Source organism: Paraburkholderia fungorum (genome assembly GCF_003610895.1).
Classification (GTDB): domain Bacteria; phylum Pseudomonadota; class Gammaproteobacteria; order Burkholderiales; family Burkholderiaceae; genus Paraburkholderia; species Paraburkholderia fungorum_B.
Genome location: NZ_MCAS01000018.1, coordinates 20,439 through 41,170 on the forward strand (window position 1 = coordinate 20,439; position 20,732 = coordinate 41,170).

22 protein-coding genes and 1 tRNA gene are annotated in these 20,732 nt (G+C 59.8%); all 23 read right to left on the reverse strand.

Annotated elements, in window-relative coordinates; translation table 11 throughout:
* Positions 1-16: 16 nt before the first annotated feature.
* A complete protein-coding gene (locus BCY88_RS18450; protein WP_120345668.1) occupies positions 17-442 on the reverse strand; it encodes a DUF1178 family protein in 426 nt (141 codons plus the stop codon).
* A gap of 252 nt (positions 443-694) precedes the next feature.
* The gene (locus tag BCY88_RS18455) at positions 695-1,219 is read right to left on the reverse strand and encodes a helix-turn-helix transcriptional regulator (RefSeq protein ID WP_120345669.1); all 525 of its coding nucleotides are present in this window, start codon (positions 1,217-1,219) and stop codon (positions 695-697) included.
* A gap of 49 nt (positions 1,220-1,268) precedes the next feature.
* Entirely contained in the window at positions 1,269-1,517 is a 249-nt protein-coding gene (locus BCY88_RS40405) for a hypothetical protein (RefSeq protein ID WP_120345670.1), read from the reverse strand.
* 326 nt (positions 1,518-1,843) lie between these two features.
* A complete protein-coding gene (locus BCY88_RS18465; protein ID WP_120345671.1) occupies positions 1,844-2,428 on the reverse strand; it encodes an NUDIX domain-containing protein in 585 nt (194 codons plus the stop codon).
* Positions 2,429-2,470: 42 nt separating this feature from the next.
* Positions 2,471-2,767, reverse strand: coding sequence for a DUF2818 family protein (locus tag BCY88_RS18470; protein ID WP_120298134.1), 297 nt, complete (start codon positions 2,765-2,767; stop codon positions 2,471-2,473).
* The gene (gene nuoN / locus BCY88_RS18475; RefSeq protein ID WP_120345672.1) at positions 2,767-4,239 is read right to left on the reverse strand and encodes an NADH-quinone oxidoreductase subunit NuoN; all 1,473 of its coding nucleotides are present in this window, start codon (positions 4,237-4,239) and stop codon (positions 2,767-2,769) included. Before nuoN ends, BCY88_RS18470 begins: the two co-directional genes overlap by 1 nt.
* Positions 4,240-4,264: 25 nt before the next feature.
* Positions 4,265-5,755 (reverse strand): NADH-quinone oxidoreductase subunit M, encoded by a 1,491-nt coding sequence (locus BCY88_RS18480; RefSeq protein ID WP_120345673.1) that lies wholly within the window; start codon positions 5,753-5,755, stop codon positions 4,265-4,267.
* A gap of 14 nt (positions 5,756-5,769) precedes the next feature.
* Positions 5,770-7,842: an NADH-quinone oxidoreductase subunit L gene (gene nuoL / locus BCY88_RS18485; RefSeq protein ID WP_120345674.1), complete on the reverse strand. Its 2,073-nt coding sequence runs from the start codon at positions 7,840-7,842 to the stop codon at positions 5,770-5,772.
* Positions 7,843-7,859: 17 nt separating this feature from the next.
* Positions 7,860-8,165 (reverse strand): NADH-quinone oxidoreductase subunit NuoK, encoded by a 306-nt coding sequence (nuoK, locus tag BCY88_RS18490; protein WP_013339863.1) that lies wholly within the window; start codon positions 8,163-8,165, stop codon positions 7,860-7,862.
* A gap of 20 nt (positions 8,166-8,185) precedes the next feature.
* Positions 8,186-8,875 (reverse strand): NADH-quinone oxidoreductase subunit J, encoded by a 690-nt coding sequence (locus BCY88_RS18495; protein ID WP_120345675.1) that lies wholly within the window; start codon positions 8,873-8,875, stop codon positions 8,186-8,188.
* 191 nt (positions 8,876-9,066) lie between these two features.
* Positions 9,067-9,555 carry an NADH-quinone oxidoreductase subunit NuoI gene (gene nuoI, locus BCY88_RS18500; protein ID WP_012432383.1) on the reverse strand — a complete coding sequence of 163 codons (489 nt, stop codon included), beginning with the start codon at positions 9,553-9,555 and terminating at the stop codon, positions 9,067-9,069.
* A 15-nt stretch (positions 9,556-9,570) separates the two neighbouring features.
* Positions 9,571-10,635 carry an NADH-quinone oxidoreductase subunit NuoH gene (gene nuoH, locus BCY88_RS18505; RefSeq protein WP_120345676.1) on the reverse strand — a complete coding sequence of 355 codons (1,065 nt, stop codon included), beginning with the start codon at positions 10,633-10,635 and terminating at the stop codon, positions 9,571-9,573.
* Positions 10,636-12,969, reverse strand: coding sequence for an NADH-quinone oxidoreductase subunit NuoG (gene nuoG, locus BCY88_RS18510; protein ID WP_120345677.1), 2,334 nt, complete (start codon positions 12,967-12,969; stop codon positions 10,636-10,638).
* A gap of 110 nt (positions 12,970-13,079) precedes the next feature.
* Positions 13,080-14,408, reverse strand: a complete 1,329-nt coding sequence (nuoF, locus tag BCY88_RS18515; protein WP_028196944.1) for an NADH-quinone oxidoreductase subunit NuoF — start codon at positions 14,406-14,408, stop codon at positions 13,080-13,082.
* Positions 14,405-14,890, reverse strand: coding sequence for an NADH-quinone oxidoreductase subunit NuoE (gene nuoE / locus BCY88_RS18520; RefSeq protein WP_054034960.1), 486 nt, complete (start codon positions 14,888-14,890; stop codon positions 14,405-14,407). Before nuoE ends, nuoF begins: the two co-directional genes overlap by 4 nt.
* A gap of 131 nt (positions 14,891-15,021) precedes the next feature.
* Positions 15,022-16,275 (reverse strand): NADH-quinone oxidoreductase subunit D, encoded by a 1,254-nt coding sequence (locus BCY88_RS18525; protein ID WP_120345678.1) that lies wholly within the window; start codon positions 16,273-16,275, stop codon positions 15,022-15,024.
* Positions 16,276-16,284: 9 nt separating this feature from the next.
* On the reverse strand, positions 16,285-16,887 hold the full coding sequence (locus BCY88_RS18530; protein WP_120345679.1) for an NADH-quinone oxidoreductase subunit C: 603 nt from the start codon (positions 16,885-16,887) through the stop codon (positions 16,285-16,287).
* A 21-nt stretch (positions 16,888-16,908) separates the two neighbouring features.
* The gene (locus BCY88_RS18535) at positions 16,909-17,388 is read right to left on the reverse strand and encodes a NuoB/complex I 20 kDa subunit family protein (RefSeq protein WP_006052903.1); all 480 of its coding nucleotides are present in this window, start codon (positions 17,386-17,388) and stop codon (positions 16,909-16,911) included.
* A gap of 62 nt (positions 17,389-17,450) precedes the next feature.
* Positions 17,451-17,810 (reverse strand): NADH-quinone oxidoreductase subunit A, encoded by a 360-nt coding sequence (locus BCY88_RS18540; RefSeq protein ID WP_025496704.1) that lies wholly within the window; start codon positions 17,808-17,810, stop codon positions 17,451-17,453.
* Positions 17,811-17,967: 157 nt separating this feature from the next.
* Positions 17,968-18,052, reverse strand: a tRNA-Leu gene (locus BCY88_RS18545).
* Positions 18,053-18,165: 113 nt separating this feature from the next.
* Positions 18,166-18,543, reverse strand: coding sequence for a preprotein translocase subunit SecG (secG, locus tag BCY88_RS18550; RefSeq protein ID WP_120345680.1), 378 nt, complete (start codon positions 18,541-18,543; stop codon positions 18,166-18,168).
* Positions 18,544-18,625: 82 nt separating this feature from the next.
* Positions 18,626-19,405, reverse strand: coding sequence for a triose-phosphate isomerase (tpiA, locus tag BCY88_RS18555; RefSeq protein WP_120345681.1), 780 nt, complete (start codon positions 19,403-19,405; stop codon positions 18,626-18,628).
* Between the two features lie 120 nt (positions 19,406-19,525).
* Positions 19,526-20,542: an NAD(P)H-quinone oxidoreductase gene (locus BCY88_RS18560; protein WP_120345682.1), complete on the reverse strand. Its 1,017-nt coding sequence runs from the start codon at positions 20,540-20,542 to the stop codon at positions 19,526-19,528.
* Positions 20,543-20,732 lie beyond the last annotated feature (190 nt).

Sequence of the window (20,732 nt, forward strand, 5' to 3'; positions counted from 1 at the left end):
CCAGTGAGCCACTGCGCTATTGCAGCGGTTCCTTCAAGGCAGCCGGGACCGGCAGCGGCATCACTTCGATGCCTTCTTCGACCAAGGCTTTCGCGTCTTCCGGTGTCGTAACACCGCGAATATTGCGTGCGGGCGCTTCGTTGTAGTGAATGCGCCGTGCTTCCTCGGCGAAGCGGTCGCCCACGTTCTCAGTCTTTTCCAGTACCTCGCGCAATGCGCGCATTACACGCGCCTGCATGTCCCCCGCGCCCGCAGGGACTTTCGTGTCGGTCGCGCCAGACAGATTCAGCCGGGGCGCCGACGGCAAACGGCTCACTTCGTGCGCACCGCAGATCGGACATTCGACGAGCTTGCGGAGCTGCTGCGACTCGAAGTCATCAGCCGAAGCAAACCAGCCTTCGAACCGATGGCCATGCGGACACTGTAAATCGAGGACCTTCATGTGGAATCAGGGCTTGCGTGCCAGTTTAGCGCAAAATGGAAATTTGTGAACGATCGTTCGTAAATTTTTACGGCCGACGCGTCGACACCAGGCGTCGCCTACAAATCGAACGCGGTGCGCGATTTTAACGCTTTGCGCAATAGACTGCCGGAGGTGGCCAAACCGGAGAATGGCACACCGGGAACCCGTGGATGAAATGGCGTGCTGATCGCATGGCACTCGTGGATCCGCGCGCATGCCGCCCCGCGCCGTTTAAGCCACGAGGAATCCGAGCCGGCGGTTAAGCCGCGGTTCGATCTGAAGCGCCTCTTTGGCGAGGTTGATCTGCTTGGCCGATGTCGCGACATCAAGTACGTCCGCCTTGATCTCATACCCGCCACGCGCAGTCAGCCAGCCAAGGATGTCCGACAGATGCCATACCGATGCGCTGCCCTCATGAACGGGCGGCGGGAAGTCGAGTGAGTGATTCAACATCAGCTTACGCATGTTTTGCCGTGAGACGCCCGCTACCTCCGCGACATCCGTGAGGCCGACAAAATCCGGCCCCGCTTCGACAAGGCGTGCGGACGGCACCGCCTGCTTGATATCCTGGAGCGCGCTAAAAAGCGCCTCGAATGCCGACGCGCCTTCGCGCGCGAAAACCAGCGCAATACGCCCCGGCTGCCCTACGCCGATCGTGGCGTCGTCGCATCCGGCCTCGCCCAGGCGCTCGACGATCTCGTCAAGGTCGCAATCTTCCGCCGCGAGCTGGTACTTCAAAGTGAATACATATTCCATAAGCTACTCCTGCCTTCATTCAGCTTCGGGTTCTACCCTTCGAACATTTCTACCGCCGGCGTGTCGTGCAATTGTCGACGATGCGCCTGAGGTGCTTAGCGTGGTTGTCGGGATTCTTCGGTGTACTCCACACACTCGAGATGCAGAACTCGCCGCAACGACATTCCGCGTCGTTGTATGGACAGTACATCTTTCCCCAAGCATGACCTTTGCCGCCGCCCTGGATGCGCCAGCCGTGGCTTTCCGCGTAAGCCATCGCAGCCTCAATCTCCTTTTTGGAATGGACTCCACGAACCATCTATACCCTCCAATCTAGTGCATACGTCCAAGGTTGTCAACTGACAACTTTTAACGCAATCAACTCCGCCCCACACCCTTCGTTATCCAAAATAAATGCGATAACAAACTTCACTGCCAGAGATCGATACTAGAGCGGTAACGCCCGCGAGGCGAGACTATCGAATGGCATAGGACAAAAGCCCTTCAGGGCACTGATGCGAGTTATTGAGTCGATACCGTGCCCCAATGACAAAGCCCCTGCCGGTCATAGACCAACAGGGGCTTTTTGGGTGGTTTATCCGCAGGGCGCGACTCGTGCTCACCCTGGGTTCAGGACTGAGCGTGTTACTGCGGCGCGGCCGTTGGCCACACCCCCGACATCACCTTCTCCAGCCAGAACGTGCCGATAACGGTTTTCACGTCAGTGATCTTGCCGGTACGCACCCACTCGGATACATCGGCAACAGTCGCCGTGAACAGCTCGAGGAACTCGCCGTCGTCGAGTTTGCGCTCGCCGGCAGTCAACCCACGCGCGAGGTAGATGTCGATGAATTCAGTCGAATAGGAAATGATGGGGTGAATGCGCGTCAAATAAACATATTCGCGCGCCGTATAGCCGGTCTCTTCCCGCAGTTCCCGTTTGGCGCAGGCCAGCGCGCCCTCGTTCGGGTCAAGCTTGCCCGCCGGATACTCCACCATGACCTTGCCCATCGGATAGCGATACTGGCTTTCCAGCAACACGCGGCCATCGTCGAACAACGGGATCACCATGACGGCGCCCGGATGCTGAACGTACTCGCGAGTGGCCTGCTTGCCGTCGGGCAAGCGGACCGTATCGCATTTGAGTGTCAGGAACGGCCCTTGATGGATCGTTTTGCTCTCGAGACAGGTCTCGGTGAGTGCTGCGTCGTGATCGGGAAGCTCAGCCATAGTGCGCCTTAGAACAGCGTGGTGCGCGACGGCGAGACGCCGTCAGCGACGTTTGACGAGATACTGGAAGGTGAAGCCGGGGAATGCAAACACGATGAACAGCGCGAATGTGATCGCGTAGAACTGCCACCCCTGTTCGAAGCGGTTACCCGCGCGCGCTTCCAGCAGAAAACCGAGCGCGCCGACCACAAAGTACAGCACGATCAACTCGGCAATCCGGATCCAGGCGCTCTTCTTCGCCGCTTTCAAGGGCACAGCGGCGAAGAGACGCTGATTCAGGAACGGCAGGTTGGCGCCGACCAGCGCCAACAATACGATAAACCAACCCGCAGCCGACATCAGAGCAGCAGCGTGTGCTGGATAGCCTGCAGGCAGGCCTTCAGCAGCGGGTCCGGCACAATGCCGAGCACCAGCACGGCAACACCATTGAGCGCGAGCAAAGCACGCGTGCTGGTGTCGGCGACGATCGGAGACTTGTCTTGCGGCTCGTCGAAGTACATCAGCTTGACGATACGCAGGTAGTAGAACGCACCGAACAGCGACGTAATCACGGCCAACACGGTCAGCCAGGTCAATCCGGCATTCATGGTTGCCTGCAGAACCGCGAGCTTGGCGTAGAAGCCGACCGCAGGCGGAATGCCGGCGAGCGAGAACATCATCACCATCATGACGAATGCGAACACCGGGCTGCGTTGATTCAGGCCCTTGAAGTCTTCGAGCGTGTCCGCTTCAAAATCACGGCGTGCCAGCAGCATGATGACGCCGAAGGTGCCCAAGGTCGTAATCAGGTAGACGATGCTGTAGAACATCGCCGAACCATACGCATTAGCGGCGCCCGTGGTCTTCTGATCCACCACACCAGCCAGCAGACCGAGCAGCACAAAGCCCATGTTCGAAATCGCCGAGTACGCGAGCATACGCTTGACGTTGCGTTGCACGATACCGGTGATGTTGCCGACGATCATCGACAGCGCAGCCAGAATCACCAGCATTTGCTGCCATTCGACCGCCAGCGGCAGCAGGCCCATCACGAGAAAGCGCAGGCCCCACGCGAATGCCGCCACCTTCGGGCCGCCGCCGACCATCAGCGTCATGGCCGTCGGTGCGCCCTGGTACACGTCGGGCACCCACATATGGAACGGCACCGCGCCCATCTTGAACGCCACGCCTGCCACGATGAAGATCACGCCGAACAGCAGCACGCTCGGATCGTAGTGGCTCGTGCCGATCGCCTTGAACACTTCGTTCAGGTCGAGCGAACCGGTCGCGCCATACAACATGGAAATGCCGTACAGCAGGAAACCGGAAGCCAGGGCGCCAAGCACGTAGTACTTCATTGCCGCTTCGTTCGAAGGCGCTGCGTCACGACGCAATGCGATCGCACCGTACAACGACAGCGACATCAGCTCCAGACCGAGGTACAGCGTCAGGAAGTTGTTGCCGGAGATCATCACGAGCTGGCCAAGCAGCGAGAACATGCCCAACAGGAAGAACTCGCCGCGGAACAACCCGCGATCATCGAGGTAGCGCCGCGAATAAACGATCGACACGGCATAGCCGAGCGTCACCACCGCCTTCATCACACTGGCGAACGAGTCCACCACATACATGTGACCAAAGAAGTAGTGCACCTGCGGATCGAACGCGTTCACCGCGAACCAGATGCCGGCAATCAGCGTCGAGAAGAACGCGATGAAATACGTGGTACGGCGACCGGCCTGGCCGACGAACGTGTCGTTGAGCCACGCAACGACAACGGCGAGCATCACCAGTGCGTCGGGCAACAGGGCAGTCATAGGGGCGTTTTGCATGATCTTTAAATTCCTCCGCTCTGCATTACTGTGGCAACGGCAGCTTGGACTGCGCGACGTGGGAGAGGAGGTTTTCCACGGATACGTGCATCACATCGGTAAAGGGCTTCGGATACAGACCCATGAACAACGTCAGTGCGGCGAGCACTGCCAGCATGAAAAATTCACGGCGGTTGATGTCGACGAGACTCTTCACGTGATCGTTGGCGATCGCGCCGAAATACACACGCTTGTACATCCACAGCGTGTAGGCCGCACCGAGAATCAGCGTGACAGCCGCGCCGCCTGCGATCCAGAAGTTGTACTGGACAGCAGCCAGAATCACCATGAATTCGCCAACGAAACCCGAAGTACCCGGCAAGCCGCAATTGGCCATCGAGAACAGCATCACGAATGCCGCGAACTTCGGCATTACGTTCACGACGCCGCCGTAATCGGCGATCTGGCGCGAGTGCATACGGTCATACAGTACGCCGATGCTCAGGAACATCGCGCCCGACACGAAACCGTGCGAAATCATCTGCACGATCGCGCCTTCCACGCCGAGCTGATTGAAGATGAAGAAGCCCAGCGTCACAAAACCCATGTGCGCGATCGACGAATACGCGACCAGCTTCTTCATGTCGGCCTGCACCATGGCGACCAGACCGATGTAAATCACCGCGATCAGCGACAGCGTGATGACGACCGGTGCGAGGAAGTGGCTTGCGTCCGGCGCGATCGGCAGGGAGAAGCGCAGGAAACCGTAGGCGCCCAGCTTCAGCATGATCGCGGCCAGCACGACCGAGCCGCCGGTCGGCGCTTCCACGTGGGCGTCAGGCAACCACGTGTGAACCGGCCACATCGGCACCTTCACGGCAAAGGCCATGAAGAACGCGATAAATAACAATATCTGCGGCGTCATGCCGATCTGCGCGTTCTGCCACGTAGCCAGATCGAACGTGCCGGTCTGGATGTACAGGTACAGCAACGCGACCAGCATCAACAGCGAACCCATCAGCGTGTACAGGAAGAACTTGAACGCCGCGTACACGCGGTTCGCCCCGCCCCACACACCGATGATGATGTACATCGGAATCAGCGTCGCTTCGAAGAACACGTAGAACAGCATGCCGTCCGCTGCGCTGAACACGCCGACCATGATGCCGGACAGGATCAGGAACGCAGCGAGGTACTGCGCGACGTTCTTCGTGATGACTTCCCACGCGGAGATCACGACGATCACCGTAATCAATGCGGTCAACACGACGAACCACATCGAGATGCCGTCGACACCGAGGTGGTACGTGATGTTGAAGCGCTCGATCCAGTTTGCCTTTTCGACGAACTGCAGATCGGCGGTACTCGAATCAAAACCAGTGATCAGCGGGATCGTCACGAGAAAACTGACGACCGAGCCGATCAGCGCAATCCAGCGCGCCGGAGCCGGGTTCCTGTCGGAACCAATAGCCAGGACCAGGAGACCTACGAGGATCGGTAACCAGATCGCGATACTGAGAATCGGATAAGCGTGCATTAGTGTCCCTCGCCTTATTTGCCGCCGAGCGTTACAAACAGGGTCAGGAGCCCCAACATGCCGATAATCATGGCAAACGCGTAGTGGTAGATGTAGCCGGATTGGAGGAAGCGGATCACGCCGGCAAACCAGCCGATAAAGCGTGCGCTGCCGTTGACGATGCCGTCGATAACCACGACGTCGCCTTCCTTCCAGAGACCACGGCCAATTGCCACGGCGCCCCGCGCGAACACGACTTCGTTGATCTTGTCCATGTAGTACTTGTTGTCGAGCAGCGTATAGATCGGACCGAACGCACGCTTGATGACAGCCGGCAGATCAGGACGAACCAGGTACAGGAACCACGCGGTCACCACACCCGCGAGCGCCAGCCACACCGGCAGACCTGAGACAGAATGCAGGCCCATCGACGCCCAGCCCTGGAATTCTTCCGCCATCTCATGCAGCGCCGGATGGTTTTCGCCGATGAAGATCACCTTGTCGAACGCCACGCCGTGCTGGAAGAAGTCGCCAAACAGCATCGGACCGACACCGATCGCACCGATCACGATCGACGGAATCGCCAGCAGCACCAGCGGCAGCCACACCACCCACGGCGTTTCATGCGGTTCATGCGCGTGGTCGTCGTGACCATGACCATGGCCGTGTGCATCATGGCCGTGACCGTCATGCGCGTGCGCGGCTGCTTCGATGCCCATCGGCGATTCCGGATGCTTCGGATCGCGGAAGCGCTCCTTGCCGTGGAACACCAGGAAGTACATACGGAACGAGTACAGCGCAGTAACGAACACGCTCGCCACCACCGCGAAATACGCGAAACCCGAACCCGGCAGATGCGACAGCTTCACTGCGTCGATGATCGAGTCTTTCGAGTAGAAGCCCGAGAAGAACGGCGTACCGATCAGCGCCAGCGAACCGACCAGCGACGTGATCCACGTGATCGGCATGTACTTGCGCAGGCCGCCCATGTTGCGGATGTCCTGATCGTGGTGCATGCCGATAATCACGGAACCCGCGCCGAGGAACAACAGCGCCTTGAAGAACGCGTGCGTCATCAGGTGGAACACGGCGACCGAGTAAGCCGATGCGCCAAGCGCAACCGTCATGTAGCCGAGCTGCGACAGCGTGGAGTAAGCCACCACGCGCTTGATGTCGTTCTGGACGATCCCGAGGAAGCCCATGAACAGCGCCGTGATCGCGCCGATCACCATCACGAACGACAACGCCGTATCCGACAGTTCGAACAGCGGCGACATGCGCGTCACCATGAAGATACCGGCCGTCACCATGGTTGCCGCGTGGATCAGTGCGGAAATCGGCGTCGGGCCTTCCATCGAATCCGGCAGCCAGACGTGCAGCGGGAACTGCGCCGACTTACCCATCGCGCCGATGAACAGGCAGATGCAGGCCACCGTTAGCAGACCCCAGTCCGTGCCAGGGAAGCTCAATGCCGCGAGTTCGGTGCGCTTCGCGAATACATCGCCGTAGTTCATCGAACCGGCGAACGCGAACAGCAAGCCGATACCGAGCAGGAACCCGAAGTCGCCGATGCGGTTCACGATGAACGCTTTCATGTTGGCGTAGATCGCCGTCGGACGCGTGAAGTAGAAACCGATCAGCAGGTACGACACCAGACCCACTGCTTCCCAGCCGAAAAACAGTTGGAGGAAGTTGTTGCTCATCACGAGCATCAACATCGAGAACGTGAACAGCGAGATGTACGAGAAGAAACGCTGGTAGCCGTCGTCATCGGCCATGTAGCCGATCGTGTAGATGTGCACCATGAGCGACACGAAGGTCACCACACACATCATCATTGCCGTCAGCGAGTCGACGAGGAAGCCGATCTCGAACTTGGTCTGGCCGATCTGCATCCAGTTATAGACCGTCGCGTTGAAACTTGCCCCATCCATCACCTGGAAGAAGACGACGGCCGAAAGGATGAACGAGATCGCGACGCCGAGGATCGTCACCGAGTGCGCCCCGGCTCGCCCTACCGCTTTCCCGAACAGCCCCGCAATCAGGGAGCCGGCCAGCGGTGCCAGCGGGATCGCCAGCAGCAGGTTTTCATTGAGTATCGTTGACATAACCGCTTTACCTGAAATTAACCTTTGAGCTGATCGAGATCCTCGACATTGATCGTGTCGAGGCTACGGAACAGGGTCACCAGAATTGCGAGTCCGATCGCCGCTTCAGCTGCTGCAACCGTCAGCACGAAGAAGACGAAGATCTGACCATGCACGTCGCCGAGGTAATGCGAAAAGGCGACAAAATTGGTGTTCACCGCCAGCAGCATCAATTCGATCGCCATCAGGATGATGATGACGTTGCGACGGTTCAGGAAAATACCCACCACGCTGATCGCAAACAGGATCGCGCCGAGGACAAGGTAATGAGCAAGGGTCAACATGATTTCTATCTCCTGTCCGCTCAGCTGTTTTTAGCGGGGGCCGAGTCGGCCGCTGCTGCTGCCGCTGCGGCGGCTTCTTCCGCCGCGACAGTTGCCGCGGTCTTTTCAGATGCCATCTTCACAATGCGCACGCGGTCCTGAGCACGCACCTTGACCTGCTCGCTGACGTTCTGACGCTTGCTGTCTTTCTTGTGGCTCGTGGTCAGCGCGATCGCCGCGATGATGGCCACCAGCAGCACGAGGCCGGCGACTTCGAACGCGAAGATGTAGTCGGTGTAGATAATCTTGCCGATCAGGCGGGTGTTCGACCAGTCGCCCATGCCGTTCGCCGCCGCCGTGGTGTCACGCAGCGCGGTGGCGGTTGCGCCATAGCCGTGCCACAGAATCAACGCGGTCTCGATCACGATGATCGCGCCCACTAGCGTGGCCATCGGCACGAAGCGTTTGAAGTCTTTTCGCAGCACGTCGATATTGATGTCCAGCATCATCACGACGAACAGGAACAGCACCATCACCGCGCCGACATACACCAGCACCAGCAGGATCGCGAGGAACTCGGCCTGCAACAGCATCCAGATGGCGGCTGCGTTGAAGAACGCCAGCACCAGAAACAGTGCGGACGAAACCGGGTTGCGCGAGGTGATCACCTTCAGCCCTGAAACCACCAGGAGCAGCGCGAAGATGTAGAACAGTACGGTCGTGAATTCCATGATTACCGGTTCATCGTTAGGCCATCGTCAGGCATTGTTCTTTGGCACGTGGCGGGTAAAAGCGGCCGAAACCGCCAGAACATCCGCACAGGTGCGCCGTGCCGCGGCGGTCAGACCGCGGCGCTCGGCCCGACAACAGGCCGTATTACTGCTGCATTTACTGCCGCATTTACCGCTTTAACAGAAGCGCTTCAACGATACGGTGCGTCGGCTGCCTTGTTCGCAGCGATCTCCGCTTCGTAGCGATCGCCCACGGCCAGCAGCATATCCTTCGTGAAATACAGGTCGCCGCGTTTTTCGCCGTGATATTCGAGAATGTGCGTTTCGACAATCGAATCGACCGGGCAACTTTCTTCGCAGAAACCACAGAAGATGCACTTGGTCAGGTCGATGTCGTAACGCGTCGTGCGGCGTGTGTTGTCCGCGCGGGTTTCCGATTCGATCGTAATGGCGAGTGCCGGGCACACCGCTTCACACAGCTTGCAGGCGATGCAGCGTTCTTCGCCGTTTTCATAGCGACGCAGCGCATGCAGGCCGCGGAATCGCGGCGAAATCGGGGTCTTCTCTTCCGGGAATTGCACCGTCACCTTGCGCTGGAACGTGTAACGTCCGGTCAGCGCAAGGCCTTTGAGCAACTCCGTCAGGAAGAAGGTCTTGAAAAAGTTTTGGATTGCGGTCATGGGTTCATCCGCCCTTTATTTCCAGATATTCAACGGCGACATGATCCAGAAGCCGACCACGATGAGCCACACCACGCAAACCGGAATGAAAACCTTCCAGCCCAGACGCATGATCTGGTCATAGCGATAGCGAGGGAACGTGGCGCGCGCCCAGATGAATACCGACAACAGGAAGAAAACCTTGGCGACGAGCCAAACGATGCCCGGGATAAACGACAGGAAGCCGAACGGTGCGCTCCAGCCGCCGAGGAACAGTGTTGCAGCCAATGCCGAAATCACGATCATGTTGATGTACTCGGCGAGGAAGAACAGCGCGAACGCCATCCCCGAGTAATCGATCATGTGACCGGCGACGATTTCCGACTCACCTTCCACCACGTCGAACGGGTGACGGTTCGTTTCGGCGATGCCCGAGATGAAGTACACGACGAACATCGGCAAGAGCGGCAGCCAGTTCCACGACAGGAAGTTCAAGCCGTAGCTGGCGAAAATGCCGCGTTCCTGCGAACCGACGATCTCCGACAGATTCAGACTGCCCGCAGTCATCAGCACGACGACGAGCGCAAAGCCCATCGAAATTTCGTACGAGACCATTTGAGCGGCCGCGCGCATGGCGCCGAGGAACGCGTATTTCGAGTTCGACGCCCAGCCCGCCAGAATCACGCCATACACGCCGACGGACGAGATCGCCATCGCGTAAAGCAGACCCGCGTTGATGTCGCCAAGGACCGCGCCAGCCTGGAACGGAATCACCGCCCAGACCGCGAAGGCCGGCACCACCACCATGATCGGCGCGATCATGTAGATCCAGCGGCTCGCCTGGGCCGGCTGAATCACTTCTTTCAGCAACAGCTTCAGCACGTCTGCGATCGGCTGCAGCAAACCTGCGGGGCCCACGCGATTCGGGCCGAGACGCACGTGCATCCAGCCGATCAGCTTACGCTCCCACAGAATCAGGTAAGCCACGCACAGCAGGATCACGACGGCCACCACCAGGATGCGCACCAGTGCCCACACCGTGGGCCATGCCACACCGAGAAGCTGGGTGCCGCCCGAGTTGATCGTATCGAACAAGCTCATTTACGCCTTCTCCACCACCAGTTCACCGAACAGGCTGCCCAGCGCTGCACCGGCAGGCGTAGCCGCCGATACGCGGACGACCGTCTCCGCAAGATTTGCGTCGCGCACGGCCGGCAACTGCACCGATTGCTCGCCCTGGCGCACGCGCACCGCGTCGCCTTCCTTCAAACCCAGTTTGTCGAACAACGCAGCCGGCAGACCGACCGAATTCGCTGCGCGCGCCGCTGCCGTCAGATGCAGCGATTCGGCGCGGCGCACCACAGCGTCGGCGTGGTAGATCGGCACGTTGGCGATACGCTCGAACTTGCCTTCCGCTGCCTTCGTTGCCTTGCCGCGCGCAACCGTAGCGCCCGTCTTGTTCGACAGACGCGATTTGATCTCGCCGTCACCAAGCGCTGCCGTGCGCACTTCTTCCGAGGTGTCGAATTCGAAGCCCGGCACGCCCAGCAGGCTGCCCAGCACACGCAACACCTTCCATGCCGGACGCGTATCGCCGAGCGGACGCACGACGCCATTGAACGTCTGCACCGTACCTTCGGCATTGACGAACGTGCCGGCCGTTTCCGTGAACGGTGCGATCGGCAGCAGTACGTCTGCATAGTCGGCGCCGATCTGGAACGGCGACATCACGACGACCATTTCCGCCTGCTTCAGCGCGGCCAAAGCCTGCACCGGATTAGCCGTGTCGAACTCAGCTTCGACATTCAGCAGCACATAACCCTTGCGCGGTTGCTCGAATACTTCGCGAGCGTTCAGACCGCCCTCACCCGGCAATGCGTTCACAAGATGCGCGCCGACCGTGTTGGCGGACTCCGTGAGGAAACCCAGCGTGGCGCCGGTCGTGTCTGCAATCCATTGCGCCGCGGCGTGGATCGCGGCGAAATCCGGATGACGGACCGCGGCGTTGCCGAGCAGCACGACACGCTGCTCACCGGTGACGAGCGACTTTGCGACGAGTTTGTCGGCGTCCGTCGGCTGCGTGCCGGCGAAGGCTTCCGGGAGTGCCGCGCCGTTCGCTTCCGACACCGCGCCAGCAATGCCAGCCAGTGCGTCGAGCCATGCCGACGGTGCGGCAACCACGCGTTGCGCTTGCGGAATCAGCGCGTCGTCATTGGTGGCTTGCACGAGCGTGAGTTTCGTCCCGGTCTTGGCGGCTTGACGCAAACGCGCGGCAAACAGCGGATGATCGCGACGCAGGTCCGACCCGATCACGAGCGCCGAATCCAGATTCGACAGATCGGCGATCGTCGTGCCAAGCCACGGTGCGCCAGTGACGGCTGCGGAGAAATCCGTCTGACGCAGACGGAAGTCGACGTTAGGCGTGCCGACCGCTTGCGCCAGTTGCTTCAACAGGAACAGTTCTTCGACCGTGCTGTGGGCGCTGCCGAGAGCGGCCAGCGCGTTCGCGCCGTGGTCGCCCTTGATGCCCTTAAGACCCTTGACCACGTATTCAAGCGCGGTTTGCCAATCGGTCTCGACCCACTTGCCGCCTTGCTTGAGCATCGGCTGCGTCAGACGTTCCGGGCTATTCAGGGCTTCGTACGAGAAGCGGTCCTTGTCCGAAATCCAGCATTCATTGATGGATTCGTTTTCGAACGGCAGAACACGCATCACGCGGTTGTTCTTGACTTGCACCACAAGGTTCGCGCCGACGGAATCGTGCGGGCTCACCGACTTGCGGCGCGACAGTTCCCACGTGCGGGCGCTGTAGCGGAACGGCTTGCTGGTCAGCGCGCCGACCGGGCACAGATCGATCATGTTGCCCGACAGTTCGGAGTCGACCGTCTTGCCGACGAACGACGTGATTTCCGAATGCTCGCCGCGGCCCAACATGCCGAGTTCCATTACGCCGGCGACTTCCTGGCCGAAACGGACACAACGCGTGCAGTGAATGCAACGCGACATTTCTTCCATCGAGATCAGCGGGCCGACGTTCTTGTGGAACACCACGCGCTTTTCTTCGCTATAACGCGACGACGACTTGCCGTAACCCACGGCCAGATCCTGCAACTGACACTCGCCGCCCTGATCGCAGATAGGGCAATCCAGCGGGTGGTTGATCAGCAGGAATTCCATCACGGCTTGCTGGCCCTTCACCGCCTTCTCGGACTTGGTGCGCACAATCATGCCGGCCGACACCGGCGTGGCGCATGCGGGCACGGCCTTCGGCATCTTTTCGACATCGACCAGGCACATCCGGCAGTTGGCCGCAATCGACAGCTTCTTGTGATAGCAGAAGTGAGGAATGTACGTGTCGACCTTATGCGCAGCCTGGATCACCATGCTGCCCTCAGGCACCTCTACTTTCTTGCCGTCTATTTCAAGTTCAACCATGATGGTCAATCTTCCTTAACCTGTTACCGCTCAATCGTTCGCCCTGTTCATCGCCCATTCCGGACAATGAATCCCGCGGTTGACGTGTTCTGGTGCGCTATCTGGCGTACTCAGGCAGCCACTGTTTCTGACGCCGCCGCCGCACCGGCGTGACCACCGACGAGGCAATGCTTGTGAGCGACGTGGTATTCGAATTCATCCCAGTAGTGCTTGAGCATGCCGCGAACCGGCATGGCTGCTGCATCGCCGAGCGCGCAAATCGTGCGGCCCATGATGTTTTCAGCAACTGAGTTCAGCAGGTCCAGATCTTCCGGACGGCCTTGCCCGTGTTCGATGCGATGCACGACGCGATACAGCCAGCCGGTACCTTCGCGGCACGGCGTGCACTGACCGCACGACTCTTCATAGTAGAAATACGACAGACGCAGCAGCGAACGCACCATGCAACGCGTCTCGTCCATCACGATAACCGCGCCGGAACCGAGCATCGAGCCAGCCTTGGCGATCGAGTCGTAGTCCATGTCGGTCTGCATCATGATGTCGCCCGGAATCACCGGCGCCGACGAGCCGCCAGGAATCACGGCCTTGATCTTCTTGCCGCCGCGCATGCCGCCGGCCAGTTCCATCAGCGTCGCGAACGGCGTGCCGAGCGGAACTTCATAATTGCCCGGACGCTCGACATCGCCTGCGACCGAGAAAATCTTCGTGCCGCCGTTATTCGGCTTGCCGATCTCGAGGTAATTCTGCGGACCGATCGCGAGCAGGAATGGAACCGCTGCAAACGTCTCGGTGTTGTTGATCGTGGTCGGCTTGCCATAGACGCCGAAGCTCGCCGGGAACGGCGGCTTGAAGCGCGGCTGGCCCTTCTTGCCTTCGAGCGATTCGAGCAGCGCGGTTTCTTCGCCGCAAATGTAGGCGCCGTAACCGTGGTGCGCATGCAGTTCGAACGAGAAGCCCGAACCCATGATGTTGTCGCCGAGGAACCCGGCGCGGCGAGCTTCATCCAGCGCCTGTTCGAAGCGCTTGTAGACTTCCCAGATTTCGCCGTGGATATAGTTGTAGCCGACCGTAATGCCCATGGCATACGCGCCGATGGCCATGCCTTCGATCAGCGAATGCGGATTGAAGCGAAGGATATCGCGATCCTTGAACGTGCCCGGTTCGCCTTCGTCCGAGTTGCAGACGAGATACTTCTGACCCGGGAACTGGCGCGGCATGAAGCTCCACTTCAGGCCGGTCGGGAAGCCCGCACCGCCACGCCCACGCAGACCCGACGCCTTGACGTCGGCAATCACCTGCTCGGGCGGAATCTTTTCTTCGAGAATGCGGCGCAACTGGGCGTAACCGCCGCGTGCCACATAGTCTTCGAGATGCCAGTTGTCGCCGTTCAGGCCGGCGAGAATCAGCGGTTTGATGTGACGATCGTGTAAAGACGTCATTTCGAAAGTTCCTCAAGCAGCTGGTCGATCTTCGCGCGGCTCATGAAGCTGCACATGCGATGGTTGTTCACCAGCATCACCGGCGCGTCGCCGCACGAACCCATGCATTCACCCTCTTTCAGGGTGAATTTGCCGTCGGCCGTGGTTTCGCCGAAGTCGATGCCGAGCTTCTGCTTCAGATATTCAGCCGCGCTGTCGGAGCCGCCGTCCGGGCCGAGCTGGCACGGCAGGTTCGTGCAGAGCGTGATCTTGTACTTGCCGACCGGCGAGGTCTCGTACATCGTGTAGAAGGTAGCCACCTCCTGCACGGCGACCGCCGGCATGCCGAGATAGTCCGCGACGAACTGCATGAGTTCGGGCGACAGCCAGCCATGCTCTTCCTGAGCAGTAGCCAGCGCCGACATCACGGCGGACTGTTTCTGATCGGCGGGATACTTCGCGATCGCACGATCGATTTCTTTCAGGCCTTCAGCTGAGATCATTTTCAGACACGACTCTTTCAATTCCTACCGAACGAAAACCCGTCGCGCGTTGCATGTTGCGACAGACCCGGCGTTCCTGTGCTTGACGCGTGCTTCGATGCCATCTGAAGGCACGCGCCGATGAATACGTCCTAGCGATCCACTTCGCCGAACACGATGTCCTGCGTACCGATGATCGTCACAGCGTCGGCGATCATGTGACCGCGCGCCATTTCATCCAGCGTGGACAGATGCGCATAGCCCGGTGCGCGAATCTTCAGGCGATACGGCTTGTTCGCGCCGTCCGAGATCAGGTAGATACCGAACTCGCCCTTCGGATGCTCGACCGCGGCATATGCCTCACCTTCCGGTACATGGAAGCCTTCCGTGAAGAGCTTGAAGTGGTGAATCAGGTCTTCCATGTTCGTCTTCATGCCGACCCGCGACGGCGGTGCGACCTTGTGATTGTCGACCATCACCGGACCCGGATTCTTACGCAGCCACTCAACGCACTGTTTCACAATCCGTGTGGACTGGCGCATTTCTTCGACGCGAACCAGATATCGGTCATAACAATCGCCATTCACGCCGACCGGAATGTCGAAATCCAGCTTGTCGTAAACCTCGTACGGCTGCTTCTTGCGCAGATCCCACTCGATACCCGAGCCGCGCAGCATTGCGCCCGTCATACCGAGGTTCAGCGCGCGTTCCGGGCTGACCACGCCGATGCCGACCAGACGTTGCTTCCAGATCCGGTTATCGGTCAGCAGCGTTTCGTATTCGTCAACGCACTTCGGAAAACGCGTAAAGAAATCGTCGATGAAGTCGAGCAACGAGCCTTGACGGTTCTCGTTCATCCTCGACAACGCCTTCGCATTGCGGATCTTCGACGCTTTGTATTGCGGCATTGCGTCAGGCAGATCGCGATACACGCCACCCGGACGGTAGTAGGCCGCGTGCATCCGTGCGCCGGATACCGCTTCGTACACGTCCATCAGGTCTTCGCGCTCACGGAACGCATACAGGAACACCGCCATCGCGCCCACGTCCAGCGCGTGTGCGCCGATCCACATCAGGTGGTTCAGGACGCGCGTGACTTCATCGAACATGACGCGGATGTACTGCGCACGCACCGGCACTTCGATGCCGAGCAGCTTTTCAATCGCCATCACGTAGCCGTGCTCGTTGACCATCATCGACACGTAGTCGAGGCGGTCCATATACGGCACGGACTGAATAAAGGTTTTGGTTTCCGCGAGCTTTTCGGTCGCGCGATGCAGCAGGCCGATGTGCGGATCGGCGCGCTGGATGACTTCGCCGTCGAGTTCGAGCACGAGGCGCAGCACACCGTGCGCGGCCGGATGCTGAGGGCCGAAGTTGAGCGTGTAGTTCTTGATCTCTGCCATGGCGTTCTCTTAGTGTTTCAGACCGCCATAGCGATCCTCGCGGATCACGCGCGGCGTGATTTCCCGCGGCTCGATCGTCACAGGCTGATAGACGACGCGCTTCTCTTCCGGGTCGTAACGCATTTCGACGTAGCCGGAGACAGGAAAATCTTTACGGAACGGGTGACCAATGAAACCGTAGTCGGTCAGGATGCGGCGCAGGTCCGGGTGACCCTCGAAGACGATGCCGTACAGGTCGAATGCTTCACGCTCGTACCAGTTGGCCGAGCTCCAGATATCGACGACTGACGCGACGATCGGCATTTCGTCATCTGGTGCGAAGACGCGCAAACGCAGGCGCCAGTTGTTCTGCACCGACAACAAATGCAAAACGGCCGCGAAACGCGGACCGTCATATCCGCCGTCGGCGTAGGTCTGATAATCGACGCCGCACAGATCGACCAGTTGCTCGAAACCGAGCGAGCGGTCATCGCGCAGACGCGTTGCCACATTGATGTAGTCGCTCGCCTTCACGACGATCGTCAACTCACCGATTGCCTCGGTGGTACTCAACAGGAGGCCGCCGAAGGCCGCCTCGAGGTTCGCTTTCAGGGTCTCGAGTTTGCTTGCCATATTGTGGGGGAGGCGTTGGCCTTATTGACGGGCGATTGTGTTGGTGCGACGGATCTTGGCCTGCAACTGGATCACGCCATACACCAGCGCTTCCGCTGTGGGCGGACAACCCGGCACGTAGACGTCGACCGGCACGATCCGATCGCAACCACGCACCACCGAATAGGAATAGTGGTAGTAGCCGCCGCCGTTCGCGCACGAGCCCATCGAAATCACCCAGCGCGGCTCGGCCATCTGGTCATAGACCTTGCGCAGAGCCGGCGCCATCTTGTTGCACAGCGTGCCGGCGACGATCATCACGTCCGACTGACGCGGACTCGGACGAAACACCACGCCGAAACGATCAAGGTCATAACGGGCAGCACCCGCATGCATCATCTCGACCGCGCAGCACGCAAGACCGAACGTCATCGGCCACAACGAGCCGGTGCGCGTCCAGTTGATCAGTTTGTCTGCCGTTGTGGTGACAAACCCTTCCTTCAAGACCCCTTCGATACTCATTTGCTTTCCACTCCAGACGGGGCGGCAAGCCTGGCCACCCACGCAAACCGGCGATTAATCCATCATTCCCAGTCGAGGCCGCCCTTCTTCCAGATATAGGCGAAGCCCAGCAGGAATTCGAGCAGGAAAATCATCATCGCCATGAAGCCCGTCCAGCCGATGTCGCGCAGGGCTACGCCCCACGGAAACAGGAACGCGGTTTCAAGGTCGAAAATGATGAAGAGAATGGCGACGAGGTAGTAACGCACATCGAACTTCATGCGCGCATCTTCGAATGCTTCGAAGCCGCACTCGTATGGTGCGTTTTTCTCGGTATCGGGCTTGTTGGGACCGAGGATCTTGCCGATGCTGACCAGTGCTACGCCTAAACCGGTGCCCACAATGAGGAACAACAAGACGGGGAAATAGGCTGCGAGGTTCAAGACTATCCTCTATCGGTTGGTTCTGAATGCCGCCAAGAGCATAGCACTCTTGACGCGAAATCACTTCGGCAACACACATGGTGCCCAACGCAAACCGTGCGTCAGAAGTGAAAATGCCAGCCGAAGCGAAGCAAGCGGCTGGCATTTAGATAACATTTGGTGCCGACGGCGAGACTCGAACTCGCACAGCTTTCGCCACTACCCCCTCAAGATAGCGTGTCTACCAATTTCACCACGTCGGCACTAATTGCAATCCGGGAAAACAACTTATAAAACCCGCGAATCGCTTCAAGACTTAGATTGTAACTGGTCTAAACAGTTTGTTCAACGCACAAAAGCACTTTGAACGAAAAATTTATTTCGGAACGTCGGTTGCCGGGACGGACGCAGCCGACGCCGGCAATACTGCCGAGCCAGCGACCGGCGCCGACGCGGCAGACGCTGCAACCGGTGCGGTCACAGCCGCGCCCAGCAAGCCTGCGGACGGTTTCGCGCGATACGCGCCGAGGTAGGTAAGCGTCAATGTCGTGACAAAAAACACGGCTGCAAGCACGGCCGTGGTACGCGACAAAAAGTTGGCCGAGCCGGTCGCGCCGAACAGGCTGCCGGATGCGCCGCTGCCGAAAGCGGCACCCATATCGGCGCCCTTGCCGTGTTGCAGCAAGACGAGGCCGATGACCCCAAGTGCCGACAACAGCTGAACGACGATAATCAATGTTTTCAAATACAGCATCACACTCACCTGAGTCTTTATTTAACCGCGCCACACAAACTGTGCCGCGCGGGATTGGGGCATCCTCGCCAAGGCGCCCTGCTTAACCGGCGACGCTCGTTGCGGCCGCCGCCCTGCAGATCGCCAGAAAATCCTGGTCTTTCAACGACGCGCCGCCGATCAGGCCACCGTCGATATCCGGCTCGCGGAACAATTCTTCCGCATTCTCCGGCTTCACACTGCCGCCATACAACAACGGCACGCCTGCCACCGCCACGCCTTTTGCCGCCAGACGGGAGCGCAGGAAAGCGTGCACCGCCTGCGCCTCGTCCGATGTAGCACTCTTGCCGGTACCGATCGCCCAAACCGGCTCATACGCGACGACGATGCGCGCCGCATCGTCTGCGGACAGCGCCGCCAGCACTTCATCCAGTTGCGCGCCGACCACCTGCTCCGTTGAACCGGCCTCACGCTCTTCGAGCGTTTCGCCGACACATACGATCGGGGTCAAACCTGCTTCCAGTGCCCGCTGCGTCTTGACCGCAACCAACGCTGAGCTTTCACGATGGTAAGCACGGCGTTCCGAGTGCCCAACAATCGCAAACGTGGCGCCAAAATCCACCACCATCTGCGCCGCCACTTCACCGGTATAGGCGCCGTGCGTGAATGCAGAGACATCCTGCACGCCCCACACGACCTTGCTGCCATCCAGCAACGATTGAGTCTGCGCGAGATAAGGGCACGGCACACAGACACCGACGCGCACCTCAGCGGGCAATTCGCCCGCACCTTGCGCCACGGCCTGCAACAGCGTTGCGTTCGCGGCGAGGCGCCCGTGCATCTTCCAGTTACCGACTACCAGCTTGGCTCGTTGTTTCGACATCGTCTCGTCTTGTATTGGCGGCGGACTTGGTTTGCGCCTATGCCCGCCTTTCGGATTCATGCGGCGTGCGCAAAACGCGCAATTTTACTGCGTGGGGTGGATCGGGTCAAACCGACCGTGTCAAGCGTCCTGACCCCAAGTCAGCACGATCTTGCCGACGTGCGTGCTGCTTTCCATCAGCGTGTGCGCCTCAGCGGCTTGCGCAGCGGGAAACACACGGTGCACCACCGGCTTGATGCGGCCGTCTTCGAGCTGCGGCCACACGCGCTCTTTCAATTGGGCGGCAATCTTCGCCTTGAACTCGATTGGCCGCGGACGCAACGTCGATCCCGTCACCGTCAAACGGCGACGCAATACTTCGTTCAGATTCAGCTCCGCCTTCGCGCCGCCGAGCAAGGCGATCAGCACGATACGGCCGCCGTCGGCCAGCGCGGTCAGCTCGCGGGGCACGTAGCTGCCCGCCACCATGTCGAGAATCACGTCGACACCGCGATCGTTCGTCAGCGACTTGATGACGTCGACAAAATCCTCAGTCTTGTAGTTGATCGCCCGCTCCGCGCCGAGCGCTTCGCACGCCCGGCACTTGTCGTCCGATCCGGCCGTGGCGAACACGCGAAAACCCAGCGCATGCGCGATCTGGATCGCCGTCACACCGATGCCGCTCGAGCCGCCCTGCACCAGCAGCGTCTCGTTCGGCGCGCCTTCGCCATTACCGAGTTGCGCGCGGTCGAACACATTGCTCCATACCGTGAAGAATGTTTCCGGCAGCGAAGCCGCCTCGACGTCCGACAAGCCCGCAGGCACCGGCAAGCACTGCAAAAGTGGCGCGGTCGCGTATTCCGCGTAACCACCGCCAGCGAGCAAGGCGCACACGCGGTCACCCACCTTCAGGTCGAACGGGTTGTTCTTCGCGTCGATGGTCCCGCCAACAATCTCACCCGCCACTTCCAGCCCCGGCAGGTCCGAAGCGCCCGGCGGCGGTGCATAGCCACCTTTGCGCTGGAACACGTCCGGACGATTGATGCCCGATGCCGCCACCTTGATCAGCACTTCGCCCGCTTTCGGCTGCGGCATGGGCCGCTCCGCCAGCTTGAGCACTTCCGGCGCACCGAATTCGGTGATTTCGATCGCTTTCATCTGCGTCAACTCCAAGATTGGATTGCGTTGCCTACTGTCGGAAATCGTCTGAACCGAGACGAAACGCCTCGCTCAGACAGAGTACCCGTTTGTGCCCGCTTGCACCTGCCGGCAACGCAATCCACCCTGCACCCCTCATGAAAAACGGCCGGCACGCATTCGCGCTGCCGGCCGTCGCCCTGCTACCGCA

Excerpts from the sequence above, each read along its gene's own strand:
- BCY88_RS18450 (WP_120345668.1), bottom strand. The coding sequence starts at position 442 with ATGAAGGTCCTCGATTTACAGTGTCCGCATGGCCATCGGTTCGAAGGC.
- BCY88_RS18455 (WP_120345669.1), bottom strand. The coding sequence starts at position 1,219 with ATGGAATATGTATTCACTTTGAAGTACCAGCTCGCGGCGGAAGATTGC.
- BCY88_RS40405 (WP_120345670.1), bottom strand. The coding sequence starts at position 1,517 with ATGGTTCGTGGAGTCCATTCCAAAAAGGAGATTGAGGCTGCGATGGCT.
- BCY88_RS18465 (WP_120345671.1), bottom strand. The coding sequence starts at position 2,428 with ATGGCTGAGCTTCCCGATCACGACGCAGCACTCACCGAGACCTGTCTC.
- BCY88_RS18470 (WP_120298134.1), bottom strand. The coding sequence starts at position 2,767 with ATGTCGGCTGCGGGTTGGTTTATCGTATTGTTGGCGCTGGTCGGCGCC.
- nuoN (WP_120345672.1), bottom strand. The coding sequence starts at position 4,239 with ATGCAAAACGCCCCTATGACTGCCCTGTTGCCCGACGCACTGGTGATG.
- BCY88_RS18480 (WP_120345673.1), bottom strand. The coding sequence starts at position 5,755 with ATGCACGCTTATCCGATTCTCAGTATCGCGATCTGGTTACCGATCCTC.
- nuoL (WP_120345674.1), bottom strand. The coding sequence starts at position 7,842 with ATGTCAACGATACTCAATGAAAACCTGCTGCTGGCGATCCCGCTGGCA.
- nuoK (WP_013339863.1), bottom strand. The coding sequence starts at position 8,165 with ATGTTGACCCTTGCTCATTACCTTGTCCTCGGCGCGATCCTGTTTGCG.
- BCY88_RS18495 (WP_120345675.1), bottom strand. The coding sequence starts at position 8,875 with ATGGAATTCACGACCGTACTGTTCTACATCTTCGCGCTGCTCCTGGTG.
- nuoI (WP_012432383.1), bottom strand. The coding sequence starts at position 9,555 with ATGACCGCAATCCAAAACTTTTTCAAGACCTTCTTCCTGACGGAGTTG.
- nuoH (WP_120345676.1), bottom strand. The coding sequence starts at position 10,635 with ATGAGCTTGTTCGATACGATCAACTCGGGCGGCACCCAGCTTCTCGGT.
- nuoG (WP_120345677.1), bottom strand. The coding sequence starts at position 12,969 with ATGGTTGAACTTGAAATAGACGGCAAGAAAGTAGAGGTGCCTGAGGGC.
- nuoF (WP_028196944.1), bottom strand. The coding sequence starts at position 14,408 with ATGACGTCTTTACACGATCGTCACATCAAACCGCTGATTCTCGCCGGC.
- nuoE (WP_054034960.1), bottom strand. The coding sequence starts at position 14,890 with ATGATCTCAGCTGAAGGCCTGAAAGAAATCGATCGTGCGATCGCGAAG.
- BCY88_RS18525 (WP_120345678.1), bottom strand. The coding sequence starts at position 16,275 with ATGGCAGAGATCAAGAACTACACGCTCAACTTCGGCCCTCAGCATCCG.
- BCY88_RS18530 (WP_120345679.1), bottom strand. The coding sequence starts at position 16,887 with ATGGCAAGCAAACTCGAGACCCTGAAAGCGAACCTCGAGGCGGCCTTC.
- BCY88_RS18535 (WP_006052903.1), bottom strand. The coding sequence starts at position 17,388 with ATGAGTATCGAAGGGGTCTTGAAGGAAGGGTTTGTCACCACAACGGCA.
- secG (WP_120345680.1), bottom strand. The coding sequence starts at position 18,543 with ATGCTGTATTTGAAAACATTGATTATCGTCGTTCAGCTGTTGTCGGCA.
- tpiA (WP_120345681.1), bottom strand. The coding sequence starts at position 19,405 with ATGTCGAAACAACGAGCCAAGCTGGTAGTCGGTAACTGGAAGATGCAC.
- BCY88_RS18560 (WP_120345682.1), bottom strand. The coding sequence starts at position 20,542 with ATGAAAGCGATCGAAATCACCGAATTCGGTGCGCCGGAAGTGCTCAAG.